14 protein-coding genes are annotated in these 18,349 nt (G+C 70.3%); 4 read left to right on the forward strand and 10 right to left on the reverse strand.

The features are described 5' to 3' along the window. Positions 1-53 precede the first annotated feature (53 nt). Complete coding sequence (locus tag ABZ707_RS15225; protein WP_360173576.1) at positions 54-1,283, reverse strand: MFS transporter; 1,230 nt, start codon at positions 1,281-1,283, stop codon at positions 54-56. A gap of 265 nt (positions 1,284-1,548) precedes the next feature. Here ABZ707_RS15225 and ABZ707_RS15230 point away from each other — a divergent pair, with 265 nt between their 5' ends. After that, positions 1,549-2,232: a dihydrofolate reductase family protein gene (locus ABZ707_RS15230; protein ID WP_360173579.1), complete on the forward strand. Its 684-nt coding sequence runs from the start codon at positions 1,549-1,551 to the stop codon at positions 2,230-2,232. Continuing rightward, complete coding sequence (locus tag ABZ707_RS15235; protein ID WP_360173581.1) at positions 2,229-2,723, forward strand: deaminase; 495 nt, start codon at positions 2,229-2,231, stop codon at positions 2,721-2,723. Before ABZ707_RS15230 ends, ABZ707_RS15235 begins: the two co-directional genes overlap by 4 nt. Before the next feature lie 121 nt (positions 2,724-2,844). Here ABZ707_RS15235 and pyk read toward each other — a convergent pair whose 3' ends face one another. The 3 genes from pyk to pta all read right to left on the reverse strand — a co-directional run bounded on the left by pyk (position 2,845) and on the right by pta (position 7,732). Beyond that, positions 2,845-4,272 (reverse strand): pyruvate kinase, encoded by a 1,428-nt coding sequence (gene pyk, locus ABZ707_RS15240; RefSeq protein WP_360173584.1) that lies wholly within the window; start codon positions 4,270-4,272, stop codon positions 2,845-2,847. A 74-nt stretch (positions 4,273-4,346) separates the two neighbouring features. Further along, positions 4,347-5,579 (reverse strand): acetate kinase, encoded by a 1,233-nt coding sequence (locus tag ABZ707_RS15245; protein WP_360173587.1) that lies wholly within the window; start codon positions 5,577-5,579, stop codon positions 4,347-4,349. Positions 5,580-5,656: 77 nt separating this feature from the next. Further along, positions 5,657-7,732 (reverse strand): phosphate acetyltransferase, encoded by a 2,076-nt coding sequence (pta, locus tag ABZ707_RS15250; RefSeq protein WP_360173590.1) that lies wholly within the window; start codon positions 7,730-7,732, stop codon positions 5,657-5,659. 410 nt (positions 7,733-8,142) lie between these two features. On the opposite strand from pta, the gene ABZ707_RS15255 reads away from it, so the two are divergent. After that, the gene (locus tag ABZ707_RS15255; RefSeq protein ID WP_360173593.1) at positions 8,143-9,168 is read left to right on the forward strand and encodes an ATP-dependent 6-phosphofructokinase; all 1,026 of its coding nucleotides are present in this window, start codon (positions 8,143-8,145) and stop codon (positions 9,166-9,168) included. A gap of 66 nt (positions 9,169-9,234) precedes the next feature. On the opposite strand, the gene ABZ707_RS15260 is transcribed toward ABZ707_RS15255, so the two are convergent. Together ABZ707_RS15260 and ABZ707_RS15265 are read right to left on the reverse strand one after the other, a co-directional pair. Beyond that, entirely contained in the window at positions 9,235-9,927 is a 693-nt protein-coding gene (locus tag ABZ707_RS15260; RefSeq protein ID WP_360173596.1) for a response regulator, read from the reverse strand. Then, positions 9,924-11,528, reverse strand: a complete 1,605-nt coding sequence (locus tag ABZ707_RS15265; RefSeq protein ID WP_360173599.1) for a sensor histidine kinase — start codon at positions 11,526-11,528, stop codon at positions 9,924-9,926. Before ABZ707_RS15265 ends, ABZ707_RS15260 begins: the two co-directional genes overlap by 4 nt. Positions 11,529-11,658: 130 nt before the next feature. Between ABZ707_RS15265 and ABZ707_RS15270 the strand changes: the two genes are divergently transcribed. Continuing rightward, positions 11,659-13,029, forward strand: coding sequence for a cation:dicarboxylase symporter family transporter (locus tag ABZ707_RS15270; RefSeq protein ID WP_360173602.1), 1,371 nt, complete (start codon positions 11,659-11,661; stop codon positions 13,027-13,029). 126 nt (positions 13,030-13,155) lie between these two features. On the opposite strand, the gene ABZ707_RS15275 is transcribed toward ABZ707_RS15270, so the two are convergent. The 4 genes from ABZ707_RS15275 to ABZ707_RS15290 all read right to left on the reverse strand — a co-directional run bounded on the left by ABZ707_RS15275 (position 13,156) and on the right by ABZ707_RS15290 (position 18,272). Further along, positions 13,156-14,361 (reverse strand): cytochrome P450, encoded by a 1,206-nt coding sequence (locus ABZ707_RS15275; protein WP_360173605.1) that lies wholly within the window; start codon positions 14,359-14,361, stop codon positions 13,156-13,158. A 232-nt stretch (positions 14,362-14,593) separates the two neighbouring features. After that, positions 14,594-16,003: a glycoside hydrolase family 16 protein gene (locus tag ABZ707_RS15280; protein ID WP_360173882.1), complete on the reverse strand. Its 1,410-nt coding sequence runs from the start codon at positions 16,001-16,003 to the stop codon at positions 14,594-14,596. A gap of 336 nt (positions 16,004-16,339) precedes the next feature. Further along, positions 16,340-17,167 carry an alpha/beta hydrolase gene (locus ABZ707_RS15285; RefSeq protein WP_360173608.1) on the reverse strand — a complete coding sequence of 276 codons (828 nt, stop codon included), beginning with the start codon at positions 17,165-17,167 and terminating at the stop codon, positions 16,340-16,342. 193 nt (positions 17,168-17,360) lie between these two features. Beyond that, positions 17,361-18,272 (reverse strand): hypothetical protein, encoded by a 912-nt coding sequence (locus tag ABZ707_RS15290; RefSeq protein WP_360173611.1) that lies wholly within the window; start codon positions 18,270-18,272, stop codon positions 17,361-17,363. Between the last annotated feature and the right edge of the window lie 77 nt (positions 18,273-18,349).

The following is an 18,349-nucleotide window of genomic DNA, read 5'->3' on the forward strand; positions in this document are numbered from 1 at the left end:
GACGCGTCCGGTGCGGGCCACGGCCTTGTCCCGGTCCAGGACGCCGCACCCGCCTACGACGCGGCCCGGATGCCGTCCGGATCGATGGCGCGGGCCCGGGCCACGAGCGGCCGGGAGGCCACGGTGACGATGACGGAGACGGTGGCCACGACCGTCATCGCGGCGCCGGGAGCGAGGTGCTGGGCGAGGCCCCCGGCGATCGCGGCGCCGATGCCCTGCCAGGTCATCCGGCCGGCCGACTCGACGCCCTGGACCTGGCCGCGTACCGGATCGGGGGTCAGTTCGAGAAGCCGCTCCTGGAGCGGCAGGGTGGCGGCGAAGCCGGCACTGGCGGCGAACACCGCGACCGCCGCGAGCAGGACCGGCGGGTGGACGGCGAACAGCAGGTACGGCACGGCGAGCAGCAGCCGCAGGGCGAAGGCGCAGCGGCGCCGCCGCTCCGCGCTGAGCAGCCGGCCGACGGTCAGGTCCCCGAGGAGCATGCCCGCCGATCCGGCGGCCAGGAAGGCGCCGGCGTGGTCCGGGTCGTAGGAGATGAACAGCGCCTCGCAGCCGACGATCAGACCGTTGGGCACCCACAGGTTCAGCAGCAGCGCCCGCTGGCCCGGGTGGGAGAAGAGCGCGGCGTTCGTCTGCCAGGTCCGGCGCAGTCCGGGGCGGCGGGTGAGCCGGATCGAGTGGTCCCGGACGGTGCCCGCCAGCACGGCCAGCCCGAGCCCGGTCAGGACGGCGGCGACGACGAAGACCTGGCCCGGGCTCAGATGGCGCAGCAGCACGGCGCCGATCGCGTAGCCGAGTATCGCCGTGCCGCCCGAGGTGATGTTCATCAGGGAACGCGCCGGCGCGTAGGCGGAGTGCGGTACGACCTCGGCGAGCAGCCCCAACCGTGTGCCGGTGTCCAGCGACTGGAAGAACCCCAGCACCAGCAGCAGGACGAACCGCGCCGCCAGCGGCAGTCCCGGGATCGCCTGCGCGGCGACTCCCGCCAGCGAGACGCACTGGAGCGCGACGACGGTCCGGCGCGGCCGGCGTCCGTCCGCGACCGACATCAGCGTCAGGGCGCCGAGCACGGCGGCGAAGGTGGCGCCGTACATGCTCACGGCCGTCAGGAACGGCGAGCCGGTCTGGTGGTTGACCAGGGTGCCGAGCGCGAAGCCCGACAGGGTGGTGGCGGCGACCGTCAGCGTGAAGCTGACGTACAGGCCGGTGAACTCGCTGATCCGGAGCAGATCGCGATAGGTGGTGGTGGCGCGCTCGGTGGGCGCGGGGGTGTCGGAAGGCATGAAAAAAGCCTCCGGACGCTCCCGCCGGGAGCCGCCGAAGGCCAGCCGGAACATTCTAGCAGCGGGTCCCGGCCGGGCCCCCGCCGGGCCCTTCCGATCGCGGCTCAGACCGGTTCGGCGCGGATCTTCAACGAGCTGTCGGTGCTCGACAGGGATCTTCGACGTTGGCGTACCGTTCCCGAGGTGATCGAATTCCGTGAAGCCCTCGACGGCATCGTGGCCCAGCAGGTCTGACCGCATCTCACGAAGGAACGGGTTATTCAGCATGGCCGAGCGCCCGCACGTTCTGCTCAGCGTCGCCACGTCCCTCGACGGCCACATCGACGACACGTCCGCCGACCGGCTGCTGCTGTCCAACGACGAGGACTTCGACCGAGTCGATCAGGTACGCGCCGAGTCCGACGCCATCCTTGTCGGCGGGAACACTCTGCGCAGGGACAACCCGCGCCTTCTGGTGAACAGCCCTGACCGCCGCGCCGCACGGGTGGCCGAGGGGAAGCCCGAGTATCCGCTGAAGGTCACCATCACCGCGGGCGGCGGCCTCGACGCCGGGCTGAAGTTCTGGCACCACGGGGGCGAAAAGGTCGTGTACACCACGGACGCCGCCGCTCCGAAGCTCCGGGAGACCCTGGACGGCCTGGCCGACGTCGTCAGCACCGGGCCGGCCGTGGACTTCGCCGCCATGCTCGACGACCTGGCCGCACGCGGTGTCCAGCGGCTGATGGTCGAGGGCGGCGGGACCATCCACACGCAATTCCTTGCCCAGGGCCTGGCCGACGAGATCCATCTGGCCATAGCGCCTCTGCTGGTAGGGCAGTCCGACGCGCCCCGGTTTCTGCATCCCGCAGACTATCCGGGCGGCTCGACCCGCCGTATGACCCTTCTGGAGACGCGCGCCATCGGCGATGTCGTGCTCCTTCGTTACGCGCCCAAGGAGTCCACCCGGTGACCGAAGACCACGACCACGCGACCGGCCCCGGCCCGGACGACCACGGCCCGGACGACCACGCGTGGCTGGCTCTCGCCGTCGAGTTGGCCAAGCTCTGTCCGCCGTCCGAAGCCGCGTTCAACGTCGGAGCAGTCATCGTCGGAGCCGACGGCAGCGAGATCAGCCGGGGTTACAGCCGTGAGAACGATCCGCACGTGCACGCCGAGGAATCCGCACTTGGCAAACTCGCGCCCGGCGACCCGCGCCTCGCGGACGCCACCATCTACAGCTCTCTGGAGCCCTGCTCCGAACGCCGGTCCCGGCCCCGTACCTGCACTCGGCTGATCCTTGACGCGGGCATCGCCCGCGTCGTGCTCGCCTGGCGCGAACCCGATCTCTTTGTCACCGGCTGCCAGGGCGTCGAACTGCTGACGGAGGCCGGAGTCGAGGTCGTGGAGATCCCCGCGCTGGCGGAGGCCGCGCGAGCGGTCAACGCGCATCTGGCGCTCTGAAGCTCCCGAAAGCCGGCCCCGGAAGACCACCGGACCGCGTCGCCGGACGCCCCCGTACGCCTCTGGGCCGCGTCCCGCACGGGACGCGGCCCAGAGGCATACGGGCGTACAGGCGTACGCGTCAGTCGTGTTCGCCGCCCAGGTGGTGCACCCGGACCATGTTCGTCGTGCCGGAGACGCCGGGAGGGGAGCCCGCCGTGATGACCATCACGTCGCCCTCGCTGTAGCGCTGGAGCTTCAGCACCTCGGCGTCGACGATGTCGACCATCGCGTCCGTGTTGTCCACGTGCGGGGCCACGAAGGACTCGACGCCCCAGCTCAGGGCGAGCTGGTTGCGGACCGACTCGTCCGTGGTGAAGGCCAGGATCGGCTGGACCGCGCGGTAGCGGGAGAGACGGCGGGCCGTGTCACCGGACTTGGTGAAGGCGACCAGCGCCTTGCCGTCCAGGAAGTCCGCGATCTCGCAGGCCGCGCGGGCCACCGAACCGCCCTGGGTACGCGGCTTCTTGCCCGGGACGAGCGGCTGGAGGCCCTTGGACAGCAGCTCCTCCTCGGCCGCGACCACGATCTTCGACATCGTCTTGACCGTCTCGATCGGGTACGCGCCCACCGAGGACTCGGCGGAGAGCATGACCGCGTCCGCGCCGTCCAGGATCGCGTTCGCGACGTCGGACGCCTCGGCGCGGGTGGGACGGGAGTTAGTGATCATCGACTCCATCATCTGGGTCGCCACGATCACCGGCTTGGCGTTGCGGCGGCACAGCTCGATCAGCCGCTTCTGCACCATCGGGACCTTTTCGAGCGGATACTCGACGGCCAGGTCACCACGGGCGACCATGACGCTGTCGAAGGCCGCGACGACCGCCTCCATGTTGGCGACCGCCTGCGGCTTCTCCACCTTGGCGATGACGGGGACCCGGCGGCCCTCCTCGTCCATGATCTTGTGCACGTCGAGCACGTCGTGCGCGTCCCTGACGAACGAGAGCGCGACCATGTCGCAGCCCATCCGCAGGCCGAAGCGCAGATCCTCGATGTCCTTCTCCGACAGGGCCGGGACATTCACCGCCGTGCCGGGCAGGTTGATGCCCTTGTGGTCGGAGATCACACCGCCCTCGATGACGATGGACTTGACCCGGGGACCGTCGACCTCGACCACACGCAGCTCGACATTGCCGTCGTTGATCAGGATCTGGTCGCCCTTGGACACATCGCCGGGCAGGCCCTTGTACGTGGTGCCGCAGATCGACTTGTCACCGGCGACGTCCTCGGTGGTGATGGTGAACTCGTCACCGCGCACCAGCTCGACCGGGCCCTCGGCGAAGGTCTCCAGGCGGATCTTGGGACCCTGGAGGTCGACGAGGACACCCACGGCGCGGCCGGTGTCGCTCGCCGCCGCGCGGACGCGGTGATACCGCTCCTCGTGCTCCGGGTGGCTCCCGTGGCTCATATTCAGACGGGCCACGTTCATACCGGCCTCGATGAGCGATTTGAGCTGCTCGTAGGAGTCGACGGCGGGGCCCAGTGTGCAGACGATTTTGGAACGGCGCATGAGGCGGATCCTATCGGTTTGTTTCGACGCGGAATATTCCGACTGGTGGAAAGTACAAATGGGCGGGCATGCGCTCAGGCGTCGACCGTTCGAGCCCCGCCGACCAGTGCGAAGGTCTGCTGCGCGATTTCCAGCTCCTCGTCCGTCGGCACCACGGCCACCACGACCCGGGCGTCGTCCGGCGAGATGATCCGCGCCTCGCCGGAACGTACGCTATTGCGCTCGGCGTCCACCGCCAGACCCAGGGGCTCCAGACCTGCGATGGCGGCTTCCCGTACCTCGGCCGCGTTCTCACCGACACCCGCCGTGAAGACCACCGCGTCCACCCGGCCCAGGACCGCGCTGTAGGCGCCGATGTACTTCTTCAGCCGGTGGATGTAGATGTCGAAGGCGAGCCGTGCCCGCTTGTCGCCCTCGTCGATCCTGCGGCGGATCTCACGCATGTCGTTGTCCCCGCAGAGGCCGACGAGACCGCTTTTCTTGTTGAGAAGTTCATCGATCTCGTCCACGGACATTCCGGCCACCCGCTTCAGATGGAATGTCACGGCCGGATCGATGTCTCCGGAACGCGTACCCATCACCAGCCCCTCCAAGGGGGTCAGTCCCATCGAGGTGTCCACGCACCGGCCGTCCGCGACGGCCGACGCCGAGGCGCCGTTGCCGAGATGCAGGACGATGACGTTCACCTCGGCCGGATCCCGGCCCAGCAGCTCGGCGGCCCTGCGCGAGACATACGCGTGCGAGGTGCCGTGAAAGCCGTAGCGGCGGATGCGGTGGGCGTCCGCCGTCTCCGTGTCGATGGCGTAGCGGTACGCGTACTCCGGCATCGTCGTGTGGAAGGCGGTGTCGAAGACGGCCACCTGCGGGAGGTCCGGGCGCAGTTCCCGGGCGGTACGGATACCGGCGATGTTCGCCGGCATGTGCAGCGGTCCGAGCGGACGCAGCCGCTCCAGCGTCGCCATGACCTCGTCGGTCACCACGGTGGGATCGGTCAGGTCTGTGCCGCCGTGCAGCACCCGGTGGCCGACCGCCAGCAGCTCCGGCGAGTCCAGCCCGAGCCCGTCCCGCCGCAGCTCCTCGGAGACCGCCTTGAGAGCCTCCGTGTGGTCGGCGACCGGACCCGTGTGCTCCCGCTTCTCGGCGCCCTCCGGCGTCACGGTGGTGTGCGTCACCCGGGAGTCCCGCTCACCGATGCGCTCGACCAGGCCGAGCGCGAGCCGGGAGCTGTCCCGCATGTCCAGGAGCTGGTATTTCACCGATGAGGAACCGGAGTTGAGGACAAGGACACGGGTGGCGTGCGCGGTCACGGATCGAGTGCCTTCTGTTGTTGTCACGGTGGTCGTGGCGGTGAAAACGGTGGGGGAGACGTCGGTGGCGGCGGCGGTCACTCGGTCTCGTCCTGCGCCTGGATCGCCGTGATCGCGACCGTGTTGACGATGTCCTGGACGAGCGCCCCGCGCGAGAGGTCGTTGACCGGCTTGCGCAGCCCCTGGAGCACCGGGCCCACGGCCACCGCGCCGGCCGAGCGCTGGACCGCCTTGTAGGTGTTGTTGCCGGTGTTCAGGTCCGGGAAGATCAGCACCGTCGCCCGGCCCGCCACCTCGGAGCCGGGCAGCTTGGTCGCGGCGACGGACGGCTCCACCGCCGCGTCGTACTGGATCGGCCCCTCGACCCGCAGATCGGGCCGGGCGCCGCGCACCAGCTTGGTGGCCTCGCGCACCTTGTCGACATCAGCACCCGAGCCGGACGTACCGGTCGAGTACGAGAGCATCGCGATCCGCGGGTCCACTCCGAACCGGGCGGCGGTGGCGGCCGACTGGACGGCGATGTCCGCGAGCTGCTCCGCGTCCGGATCCGGGTTCACCGCGCAGTCGCCGTACACCAGGACCTCCTCGGCGAGACACATGAAGAAGACCGAGGAGACGATTGAGGCGGACCCCTTCGTCTTGATGATCTCGAAGGCCGGGCGGATGGTCGCCGCCGTCGAGTGCACCGCGCCCGACACCATGCCGTCGGCCAGGCCCTCCTGGACCATCAGCGTGCCGAAGTAGTTCGCGTCCGCCACCACGTCGTACGCCAGCTCCACCGTGACGCCCTTGTGCGCCCGCAGCTCCGCGTACCGCTCCGCGAAGCCGCGGCGCAGCTCGGAGACGGCCGGGTCGATCAGCCGCGCCGCGCTCAGGTCGATCCCGAGGTCGGCCGCCTTCTTCCGGATGGCCTCGGTGTCCCCGAGCAGGGTCAGATCGCACACGTCACGGCGCAGGAGTACGTCGGCGGCTCGCAGCACGCGTTCCTCCGCGCCCTCGGGCAGGACGACCCGGCGGCGGTCCGCGCGGGCCTGCTCCAGCAGCGCGTGCTCGAACATCATCGGGGTCACCCGGCCGCTGCGGGCCACCGACATCCGGGCCAGCAGGTCGGCGGTGTCCACATGCCGCTCGAACAGGCCCAGCGCGGTCTCCGCCTTGCGCGGCGTGGACGCGTTCAACTTCCCCTCCAGGCCGAAGAGTTCGGTGGCGGTGGGAAAGGAGCGGCCCGGCACCGAGACCACCGGCGTGCCGGGCGCGAGCCGGGCGGCGAGGGTCAGGATGGATTCGCCGGGCCGTTCGTCGAGTGTGAGCAGCACACCCGCGATGGGCGGAGTGCCCGCCGAGTGGGCGGCGAGCGCGCCGACCACCAGATCGGCCCGGTCGCCGGGTGTCACGACCATGCAGCCGGGCGTCAGTGCGCCCAGGAAGTTCGGCAGCATCGCGCCGCCGAAGACAAAGTCCAGCGCGTCCCTGGCGAGCCCGGAATCGTCGCCGAGCAGCACCGTGCCGCCGAGGGCCTGGGTGATCTGGGCGACGGTCGGCGCGGCGAGCGCCGGTTCGTCCGGCAGTACGTAGCAGGGCACCGGCAGCCCGGCCGTCAGCCGCTCGGCGATGGCCTCGCGATCCTCGGCGGCGACCCGGTTGACGACCATGGCCAGCACATCGCATCCCAGGACCTCATAGGCCCGGTGGGCGTTGCGCGCCTCGGCCCGCACCGACTCGGCGGGCTGCCCCTTGCCGCCCACCACGGCTATCACGGAGGCGCCGAACTCGTTGGCGAGCCGGGCGTTCAGGGACAGCTCGTCGGGAAGCTGGGTGGCGGCGAAGTCGGTACCGAGGACAAGGACGACCTCGTACTCCCGGGCCACCCGGTGGAACCGGTCCACCAGCCGGGAGACCAGCTCGTCGGTGCCCTGCTCGGCCTGGAGCGCGGACGCCTCGTGGTAGTCGAGGCCGTAGACCGTGGCCGGGTCCTGGGACAGCCGGTAGCGGGTCCGCAGCAGCTCGAAGAGGCGGTCCGGGCCGTCGTGCACCAGCGGGCGGAAGACCCCCACCCGGTCCACCTGGCGGGTCAGCAGCTCCATCACCCCCAGCTCGACGACCTGCCGTCCGTCCCCGCGGTCGATCCCGGTCACGTACACGCTGCGCGTCACGCGTGCTCTCCCGTCCATGCTTGTTGGGGTTTATTGGGGCTTGTTGGGGCTTGATGGAGCTTCTTGGGCTCGTTGCGCCCGTGGGGCCTGCTGGGCCCGTGGGGCTCCCGCGCCGACGGTGTGCCCGCGCGCCCGTGGGATGCCCCGGCTCGGGTGAACACATTCCCGTTAGGGTGGCAAATGCCCCCTTGACAATACCTCCGTGGGTGGCTAGGGCCCCGCCCGGCCGGTGGTCGGGGATTCCGCGACCACCGACCGGACCGGACCCGGGCCCTCCGCGGTGAGAACGTCAGGAACGGCCAGCCCGGACGATCCGGATCGTCCGTGGGAGGATCGGACTGGCTCATGCTTCGGGGCCGAGGCCCGGCCCCCAGAAAAGCACAGCACTAGCGAGCAGGAGACACAGCACGATGCGTATCGGAGTTCTCACCGCAGGCGGCGACTGTCCCGGCCTGAACGCAGTGATCCGTTCGGTCGTGCACCGCGCCATGACCGGGTACGGAGACGAAGTCATCGGCTTCGAGGACGGGTTCAAGGGACTGCTCGACGGCCACGTCCGCCCTCTCGACCTCAACGCCGTCAGCGGCATCCTGGCGCGCGGCGGCACCATCCTGGGCTCCGCCCGGCTGGAGCGCGGCCGGCTGCGCGAAGCCGCAGAGAACTGCGCCGAGTTGGCCCGCCGCTACGGGATCGACGCGCTCATCCCGATCGGCGGCGAAGGCACGCTCACCGCGGCCCGGCTGCTCTCCGACGCGGGGATGCCGGTCGTCGGCGTACCGAAGACCATTGACAACGACATCTACTCGACCGACCGCACCTTCGGTTTCGACACCGCCGTCATGGTCGCCACCGAGGCCATCGACCGGCTCAAGACCACCGCCGAATCGCACCAGCGGGTAATGGTGGTCGAGGTCATGGGACGGCACGCGGGCTGGATCGCGCTGGAGTCCGGCATGGCGGGCGGCGCGCACGGCATCTGCCTGCCCGAGCGGCCGTTCGAGGTCGACAGCCTGGTGAAGATGGTCGAGGCGCGCTTCTCGCGCGGCAAGAAGTTCGCGGTGATCTGCGTCGCCGAGGGCGCGCACCCGGCGCAGGGCACGATGGAGTACGGCAAGGGTGAGATCGACCAGTTCGGCCACGAACGCTTCCAGGGCATCGGCAACCGTCTCGCGGCGGAGCTGGAGCGGCGCCTCGGCAAGGAGGCCAGGCCGGTCATCCTCGGCCATGTGCAGCGCGGTGGCACACCGACGGCGTACGACAGGGTGCTCGCGACCCGCTTCGGCTGGCACGCGGTGGAGGCGGCGCACCGCGGCGAGTTCGGCCGGATGACGGCCCTGCGCGGCACGGCGGTCGAGATGGTCCCGCTCGCGGAGGCCGTCACCCAGCTCAAGAGGGTGCCGGAGGACAGGATGTTCGAAGCGGAATCAGTCTTCTGACGGTGCGCCTCCGGCGGGGGCGCACCTCCGGAACGACACGCCCCCGCCGGACGGCCCCCCGCCCCCCTACCGCGCCCCCGTCACCCACCGGTACTGCAACTCCGGCCGCCCCACCTGCCCGTACTGCGGGCTCCGCTCCGCGCACCCGTTGCCCACCAGGTGTTCCAGATAGCGGCGCGCGGTGATCCGCGAGATCCCTAGCTCCGCCCCGGCCTCCGCCGCGGTGAGTCCCGTCGCGGACGCGCGCAGCGTCCGGGTCACCGCCTCCAGCGTTGGCGCGCTCAGCCCCTTCGGCAGCGAGGCCGGCTGCGGCGACCGGAGTGCGCCGAGCGCCCGGTCCACCTCGTCCTGGCCGCTCGCCTCCCCGGCCGCCGCGCGGAAATCGGCGTACCGCGTGAGCCGGTCACGCAGGGTGGCGAAGGTGAAGGGCTTGAGGACGTACTGGACGACGCCCAGCGAGACGCCCTCCCGCACCACCGCGAGATCGCGCGCCGAGGTCACGGCGATGACGTCCGCCTGGTGTCCGCCCGCGCGCAGGCTGCGCAGAAGCTGGAGGCCGTGTCCGTCCGGGAGGTACAGGTCGAGCAGGATGAGATCGATGTCCGTGCGCTCCAGCAGCCGGCTCGCCTCGGCCCGGGAGCGCGCGACGGCCGCGACGGTGAAGCCGGGCACGCGGTCCACATAGAGCTGGTGGGCGTCGGCCGCCACCGGATCGTCCTCGACGACCAGGACCCGGATCGCCGGACTCGCCCCCGTCATGGTCTCGCCCCCGCGCCGGCCAGCGGCAGCCGTACGGTGAAGTCCGCGCCGCCCTCCGGCCCGCGCGTCAGCACCACCGTCCCGCGCGCGCGGTGCACGGTCTGCTGGACGAGCGCCAGACCGAGCCCGCGCCCGGGGCCCCGCGTCGACCAGCCGCGCCGGAACACCGCGTCCATGTCGCCAGGATCGACCCCGGCCCCCGTGTCCCGCACGCCCAGCAGCAGCTCGCTGCCGTCGGCCCCGGCCTCGACGAGCGCGGTCACGGTGACCCGCGCTCCCTCGCCGCCCTGCGCCGCGTCCATGGCGTTGTCGATCAGATTGCCCAGGATGGTCACCAGGTCGCGGGCCGGCAGTGTGGCGGGCAGGACACCGTCGTCGATACGGCTGTCCTCGGCGAGGACCAGCTCGACGCCCCGTTCGTTCGCCTGGGCGGCCTTTCCCAGCAGCAGCGCCGCGAGCACCGGCTCGCCGACCGATCCGACCACCCGGTCGGTGAGCGTCTGGGCCAGCTCCAGCTCCGCCGTGGCGAAGTCCACCGCCTGCTCGATCCGGCCCAGCTCGATCAGCGAGACCACCGTGTGCAACCGGTTGGCCGCCTCGTGCGCCTGCGAGCGCAGGGCCTGGGTGAAGCCGCGCTCGGAGTCCAGCTCGCCCGACAATGCCTGAAGCTCGGTGTGATCGCGCAGCGTGATGACCGTCCCGCGCTGCTCGCCGCCGACCACCGGGCGGGTGTTGACGACCACGACCCGCTCACCGGTCATATGCACCTCGTCGATCCGTGGCTCGGAGGCGAGCAGCGCGCCCGTCAGCGGAGCGGGCAGGCCCAGTGCGGCGACGGGGCGGCCGACCGCCGAGTCGTCCAGGCCGAGCAGCTCCCGGCCGCCGTCGTTCATCAGCGCGATCCTTCGCCGTCCGTCGAGCATCAGCAGCCCTTCGTGCACGGCGTGCAGCGTGGCCTCGTGATAGTCGTGGATCCGGCTCAACTCCACCGCGTTCATGCCATGGGTGTGCCGCCGGAGTCTCGCGTTGATCACAAAGGTCCCGAGACCGCCGAGCACCAGCGCCGCGCCCGCCGCCGTCGCCAGCGCCTTGACCTGCCGTGTCACCTGGGAGGAGATCCGGTCGACGGTGATGCCGACGCTGATCAGCCCGGTGATCCGGCCGTTGTCGCGGACCGGGGTGACGACGCGCACGGAGGGGCCGAGGGTGCCGGTGTAGGTCTCGATGAACGTGTGGCCGTGCACCGCGGGCGCGGTGCGGCCCAGGAAGGGCATGCCTATCTGGCGCGGGTCGGGATGCGTCCAGCGGATCCCCTTCGGTGTCATGATCGTGACAAAGTCCACCCCTGTGTCGTGTCGCACCCGCTCCGCGTACGGCTGGAGCGTGGCCGTCGGGTCCGGCTTGCGGATCGCTTCCCGTACAGAGGGCGAGTCGGCCATGGCCCGCGCGATGGCCGAAACCTGTGTGCGTGCGGTCTCGTCCGGGTGGGCACGACCTGTGACGTACGCGAAAATCGCGCAGCCCGCCACCACGGCCGCGATGAGCACGACCTGCATGGCGAAAAGCTGACCGGCGAGACTGCGCGGACGGGGCAGGTGCATGGCCCAAGTCTGCCTGGCCGAATTCTTATGAACGAAATGAACGCAAGGGTGACCGGCGTCACATCGTGATGGATAGTCGCCGGGACCCCTCGGGACGAGGGGCATTGCAGGGACGAGTCAAGGAGGACCCGTGGCCGCAGCAAGGCGGGACCGTACCCACTATCTGTACATCGCGGTGATCGTGGCCGTGGCGCTCGGCATCCTGGTGGGCTTTGTCGCCCCGGGTGTGGCCGTCGAGCTGAAGCCCATCGGCACCGGCTTTGTGAACCTGATCAAGATGATGATCTCGCCGGTCATCTTCTGCACGATCGTGCTGGGTGTCGGGTCGGTCCGGAAAGCGGCCAAGGTCGGTGCGGTCGGTGGGCTCGCTCTCGGCTACTTCCTGGTGATGTCGACGGTCGCGCTGGCGATCGGCCTGGTCGTGGGCAACATCCTGCACCCGGGCTCGGGCCTGCACCTCACCGACGCCGGCCGCGAGGCCGGAGCGGCCCAGGCCGAGGGCGCGAGCGAGTCCACTGCGGACTTCCTGCTCGGCATCATCCCCAAGACCATGGTGTCGGCCTTCACCGAGGGCCAGGTCCTCCAGACGCTGCTGGTCGCGCTGCTCGCGGGCTTCGCGCTCCAGGCGATGGGCAAGGCGGGCGAGCCGATCCTGCGCGGTGTCGGGCACATCCAGCGCCTTGTCTTCCGCATCCTCGCCATGATCATGTGGGCCGCCCCGGTCGGCGCCTTCGGTGCCATGGCCGCCGTGGTCGGCGAGACGGGCCTGGACGCGCTGAAGTCGCTCGCGATCATCATGATCGGCTTCTATGTCACCTGCGCGCTGTTCGTCTTCGTCGTGCTCGGCACGCTGCTGCGGGTCATCGCGGGTGTCAGCCTGTTCCCGCTGCTGAAGTACCTGGGCCGCGAGTTCCTGCTGATCCTCTCCACCTCCTCGTCCGAGTCGGCGCTGCCGCGTCTGATCGCGAAGATGGAGCACCTGGGTGTCAGCAAGCCCGTCGTCGGTATCACCGTGCCGACCGGCTACTCCTTCAACCTCGACGGCACCGCCATCTATCTGACGATGGCCTCGCTCTTCATCGCCGAGGGCATGGGCGACCCGCTGTCGCTCGGCGAGCAGATCTCGCTCCTCGTCTTCATGATCATCGCTTCCAAGGGCGCGGCGGGTGTCACTGGCGCCGGTCTCGCGACGCTGGCCGGCGGCCTCCAGTCGCACCGTCCCGAGCTGGTCGACGGCGTCGGCCTGATCGTCGGCATCGACCGCTTCATGAGCGAGGCGCGCGCCCTGACGAACTTCGCGGGCAACGCGGTCGCCACGGTCCTCGTCGGCACCTGGACGAAGGAGATCGACAAGGCGCGGGTGGACGAGGTGCTGGCCGGCCGGATCCCGTTCGACGAGAAGACGCTGCTGGACGACGGCGACGAGCCGCTCGGTGACGTCCCGCTGCCGCGTCAGGCGCCGGAGGCGCACGGCGCCGACAAGACCCAGGCCGGGGTCTGACCCCCCTCCTGCTCCCGGCCTCCCGAAGGACCGGCCCGTACGGACGCACCCGTACGGGCCGGTCTGTTGTCCCGCCCGTGTGACGGCCCGGCCCGCGCCGCCCGTACCGTCCGGCGGATCCGCCCGCTACCAGGCCACCGGCAGCTCGCGGGGAAAGCGCCGGATGGTCTCCGTGTCCCAGCGCAGCTCCTCGGCGGGGACCGCGAGCCGCAGCCCGGGGAAGCGGGCCAGCAGGCCGCCGATGGCGGCCTCCAGCTCCGCCATGGCCAGCGGAGCGGCGATACAGCGGTGTCCGCCCCAGCCGAAGGTCATGTGCGGTGTGGGCGGCCGGTTCAGATCGATGGTGTCGGGATCGGTGAACCGCTCCGGATCGCGGTTGGCCGTCAGATACGAGACATGCACGAAGTCGCCCGCGCGGATCTTCACACCGCAGATCTCCACGTTCTCGGTGGCGACGCGGGGGATGCCGACCCCCTTGCGGAACGGGATGTAGCGCAGCAGCTCGTCCAGCACCCGGGTGAGCGTCCCGGGGTGGCTTCTGAGGTGGTCCATCAGCTCGGGCCGGGTGAGCAGCAGATAGGCGATGTCGCTGATCTGGCAGGTCGCCGTGTCGTGGCCGCTCAGCATGAGGGTCAGCGCCATGACGGCCAGGTCCTGGTCGTCGAGGGTGTCGTGCTCGTGCTCGGCGGCGGCCAGCAGCGAGATCAGGTCGCCGCCGGGAGCGCGCCGCCGCTCCACCACCAGCTCGCCGAAGTACTCGCGCAGCTCCGCCTTGGCCACGGCGGCGGCCTCCCGGGTGTCCGGGGCCATGGAGAGCATCTGGTGCGCGTACCGCTGCATGCTGTGCTGGTCGGCCGCCGGGATGCCCAGCAGCTCGCAGATGGTCTGCTCGGGCAGCGGCAGGGACAGATGGGCGGCGAGGTCGGCCGGCGGGCCGTGCTCCTCCATGGCGTCCAGCAGGGTGCCGACGATGCCCTCGATGGCGGGCCGCATCCGGTCCACATGCCGCTTGGTGAACGCCTGCGAGGCGAGCTGCCGCAGACGGCTGCTGCGCGGCGGGTCCATCACATTGATCGACTCCGGGGAGACGATCGGTTCCGGGGTCAGGCGCGGATAGTCCCGGTCGATGATGCCCGCGCGGCTGAGCCGGTGATCGGTGGTCACCTGCCGCACGCCCTCGAATCCGGTCACCAGCCAGGCGTCCGCGTCGCCGTAGGGCAGCCGGATACGGGTGACGGGCCCCCGGGACATGAGCTCCGCCAGGGAGGGATCGAATTCCAGGCCCTCACTGAAGTCGAACGGGCAGGTGGTCGTTTCGCTGACATCGGTCATCGCGTACTCCAGGACGGGCGCGTACGGTCATCCGGCCCGGACAGGGCTGCGTGAGGGGCGGACGGTGCTGGCGAGAGATAGGTACCTCCGCCATTTCGGGGATATGCCTCGAACAAGGCAAATGGGCCCGTTCCGCGGGGGTGGCGCCCGTGTGGCGGTGCGACGGCCGTACGGACGGCCGGGCCGGTACGGACAGTCCCGTACCGGCCCGGCCGCGGGTCACCCCGGCGGATCAGCCGAAGGGGATGCGCACCACCGACTGATTGCCGATGCCGAGGGTGCCGGAGCCATTGCCGATGGCGTTCCACACCTCGATCCGCACCTTGCCGTTCACCAGGTTCCCGTGTGATCCGGTGGCCGATTGAAGACCTCTGGCCTGTGTGTAGTGCTCATAGCCGGGCACAGGGTCGGTCGCGAAGTACAGATAGGTCTCCGTGCGGTCCCAGGTCCCGTCGCCCGTACGGTCGTAACTCACCCTGACCTGCTGGCCGTTGCCCACGGTCGTGCCCGAGTCCACGAACAGGTCGAACTGCGTGGCGCCGCCGTTGTACGTCCGCGTGATCCCGCTCGACGTGAAGACCTGCGGGCTGTTCGGCGTCCCGTCGTGATTGGCGCCGCCGGCCGAGGTGATCGTGGCCGTCGCCGCCGATCCCGTGGAGTCGCCGAGTCCGGCGCCGGTCCGCGCGTAGAGCTGCGACGAGCCGGCCGGCGGGTCGGTGGGCGGGTCCGTCGGCGGCGGGGTCGAGCCGCCGCCACGGGTCCAGACCGCGACGTAATCCACCAGCATGGGCCGCCCGGGTACGGTCTCGGCGGTCGGTGTCCGGCCCGCCAGGGCGTCCGGGAAGGCGCCGCCGATCGCCACATTGAGCAGCAGGAAGTATCCGGCGTGGTCGGTCATGTTCGACCAGGTTGTGGCGTCGAACCGGTCCTGCCGCAGGCTGTGGAAGAGCTGGTCGTCCACATACCACCGCAGCTCGTTGGGGGCGACCGAGCGGTCCCACTCGAAGCGGTAGGTGTGGAAGGCGGACTGGCAACTCGACCCGGGGCAGGCGCGGTTGGCGCCGAGACCGGTGGTCTCGTTGCAGGGGCCGCCCGGATTCACACCGCAGTGCAGCACGCCCCAGACGGAGTTGATGCCGTTGACGTTCTCCATGATGTCGAACTCGCCGGTGCCCGGCCAGTTCCAGTAGTTGCCCCGGTACGGCGAGCCGAGCGCCCAGAAGGCGGGCCAGTAGCCGAGCGCGGCGTTGCCGGTGACGTTCGGCATCTGGATGCGGCCCTCGATGCGCAGCGTGCCGCCCGCCGGGGCCTTGAAGTCGGCGCGCCGGGTCTCGATCCGCGCCGAGGTCCAGTTGCCCGCGCCGTCCCTGAGCGGGGTGATACGGAGATTGCCGTTGCCGTCCAGGCTCAGATTGTCGGGGCTCGCGGTGTAGTTCTGGATCTCGCCGGTGCCCCAGTTGCCGGGTCCGCCGGGGTAGCCGTGTCCGGTGTCCGTCTGCCAGTTGGTGGCCGAGGGCGGTGTGCGGTCGGCGCCGTTGAAGTCGTCGCTCCACTGTAAATTCCAGCCGGGCGCGGGCGGTACGGCGCCGCGTGCGGTACCGGCGCCGGTGACGCCGACGAAACCGGCCAGCGCGACGGTCATGGCCAGGATCGCGGTGAGCAGCGGTGTACGTCTGATGCGGCTCGTGCTCAAGGAAACACCTCCGGTGCGGATGGTGCCGAGGGGGGTGGTGAGAGCGCTCTCAGTACGTCTTCTAGTGCGGCTCGGAGACCCCGTCAATGCTTTACGTCCCCTTGACTTTCCGAAGGCGGTGACGGCAGGGCGGTGTGCGAGGAGGGTGAGCGGGCGCGGTCGGCGCAACGGCGGCCGGGCGGCCGGGGCGCGGACGCGCGCTCGGCCGCCCGGCCGGTGGGGGACAGCGTCCCGGGTCGTACGGCTCGACGGCCTCGCCGTCGGCCGCTGATGAACGCCGGTGTGTCAGCTCTTGATGAAGGCGAGCAGATCGGCGTTGAACTTGTCCTTGTACGCGATGCTCTGCGCCATACCGTGCGGGGCGCCGGGATACACCTTGAGCGTGGCGTCCTTGACCAGCTCCGCCGACTTGGGGCCGGCCGCGACGATGGGCACGATCTGGTCGTCGTCGCCATGGATGATCAGCGTCGGCACGTCGAAGCGCTTGAGATCCTCGGTGAAGTCCGTCTCGGAGAACGCCTTGACGCAGTCGTACGCCCCCTTGTATCCGACCTGCATGCTCCACATCCAGAAGCTGTCGCGCAGCCCCTGCGAGATGTTCGAGCCCTTCCGGTTGGCGCCGTAGAAGGGCCCGCTGAGGTCCTGGTAGTACTGCGAGCGGTCGCTTCGCAGCCCGGCCCTGATGTCGTCGAACGCCTTCATCGGCAGCCCCTCCGGGTTGGCGTCGGTCTTGAGCATCAGCGGGGGTACCGCGCTGAGCAGCACGGCCTTGGAGACCCGGCTGGTGCCATGGCGGCCGATGTAGCGGGCGACCTCGCCGCCGCCCGTCGAGTGGCCGACGAGCACGGCGTCACGCAGATCCAGCGCTTCGAACAACTGCGCGAGGTCGTCGGCGTAGGTGTTCATCTCGTTGCCGTCCCACGTCTGGCCGGAGCGGCCGTGTCCACGGCGGTCGTGGGCCACCCCCCGGTAGCCGTTGTCGGCGACGAGATGGAGCTGCTCGTCCCAGACGTCCGCGTTCAGTGGCCAGCCGTGGCAGAACACGACCGGCTGCCCGCTGCCCCAGTCCTTGTAGAAGATGCTGGTGGAGTCGGTGGTGGTGATCGTAGGCATGGCTCGGCCTCCCAGGCGCGACAATGGGCTATAAGCGACGATAGGCCAGTTTTGTCCCCTTCGAGAGGTCGGGCGGACACCACCCGCGCACGTGCCGAACCGCCTCGCGGGGTCGACATTCCGCGCCTACCGCGCGTCGGTCAACGGCGTACCCGGGCCAGCGATCGGACCGGTCGGGGAGCCATTACCGGCGTCATGTCGTGTCCGGCCCGGTGTCGCCGCCGATGTCGCCGCCGACGTCGGTTCCGGACGACCCACCGGGCGCCGCATCGCGCCGTGATCTCTCTCTGACCGCCTGGAGTGCCGCTCGACGCTGCCGGACACCTGCGGCGGCTACGGCGTGACGACGCGAGCGGACGACCGAGACCAGCAGGATCGGCCACCACACTGCCGAGGCGACGAAGGACAGAAGGCTCGCGAGTACCGAAAGGACCAGGACGACGAGCATCTCGTCGCTCGAATCGGTGGAATCCATGAAACGGATGATGCTGAGGGAGAGGAAGGCGGACAGCGCGATCACCACGGGCAATACCACGAGCATGATGCGCTGGAATGTGCTCGGCTTCCCGTGCGGAACGGCGTCGGGACATCGCGCCAACAGCGTCCTGGCGACCACATGGCCATCGGCCACGCACCCGTCCACCCTCACCCGGGCACCGTCGGTGAACCGCACCGCGCACCGGACATGCCATCCCAGCCGCTGGAGGTAGCCATCCAGCGGAACAGCGGGGCGCGTGGAGGACGGCATGTCGACAGTGGCGCGCAGGACGGCGACCTCGTCCCAGGTCCAGCGGCGGACGACGCCCGACGCGCGGTGTCCGAGACCGTTCTCGTACAACTCGTAGGTCTCGCCCGGACTGCTCCGGACCGCACGGGTCAACTGCACCACGGCGACGGGCAGTCCGACGAGCGTGGGCAGCACCCCCAGGATCAGGAGCCGCTCGTCGAGGAAAAACGGGTGGGAGACGAGAAGCACCATGACGATTCCGCCGCCCACGACGCACGCGAGGGCGGCGGACCCGGTGCTGACGTACCGCCGACGGTTCACCGGGTGCGTACCGAGCAGGGCGCCGAGACGTTCGTCCGGCGATGTGTCACGTGACATGGCTCCCCCGATCCGGCACGCGGTGCGACCGTGCCCAGTCTGGCACTCCCTTTGCGGTGGGTCAGGACCTGTGGTGA

It is taken from the genome of Streptomyces sp. NPDC006923, from assembly GCF_040635655.1.
In the GTDB taxonomy this organism is placed as follows: domain Bacteria; phylum Actinomycetota; class Actinomycetes; order Streptomycetales; family Streptomycetaceae; genus Streptomyces.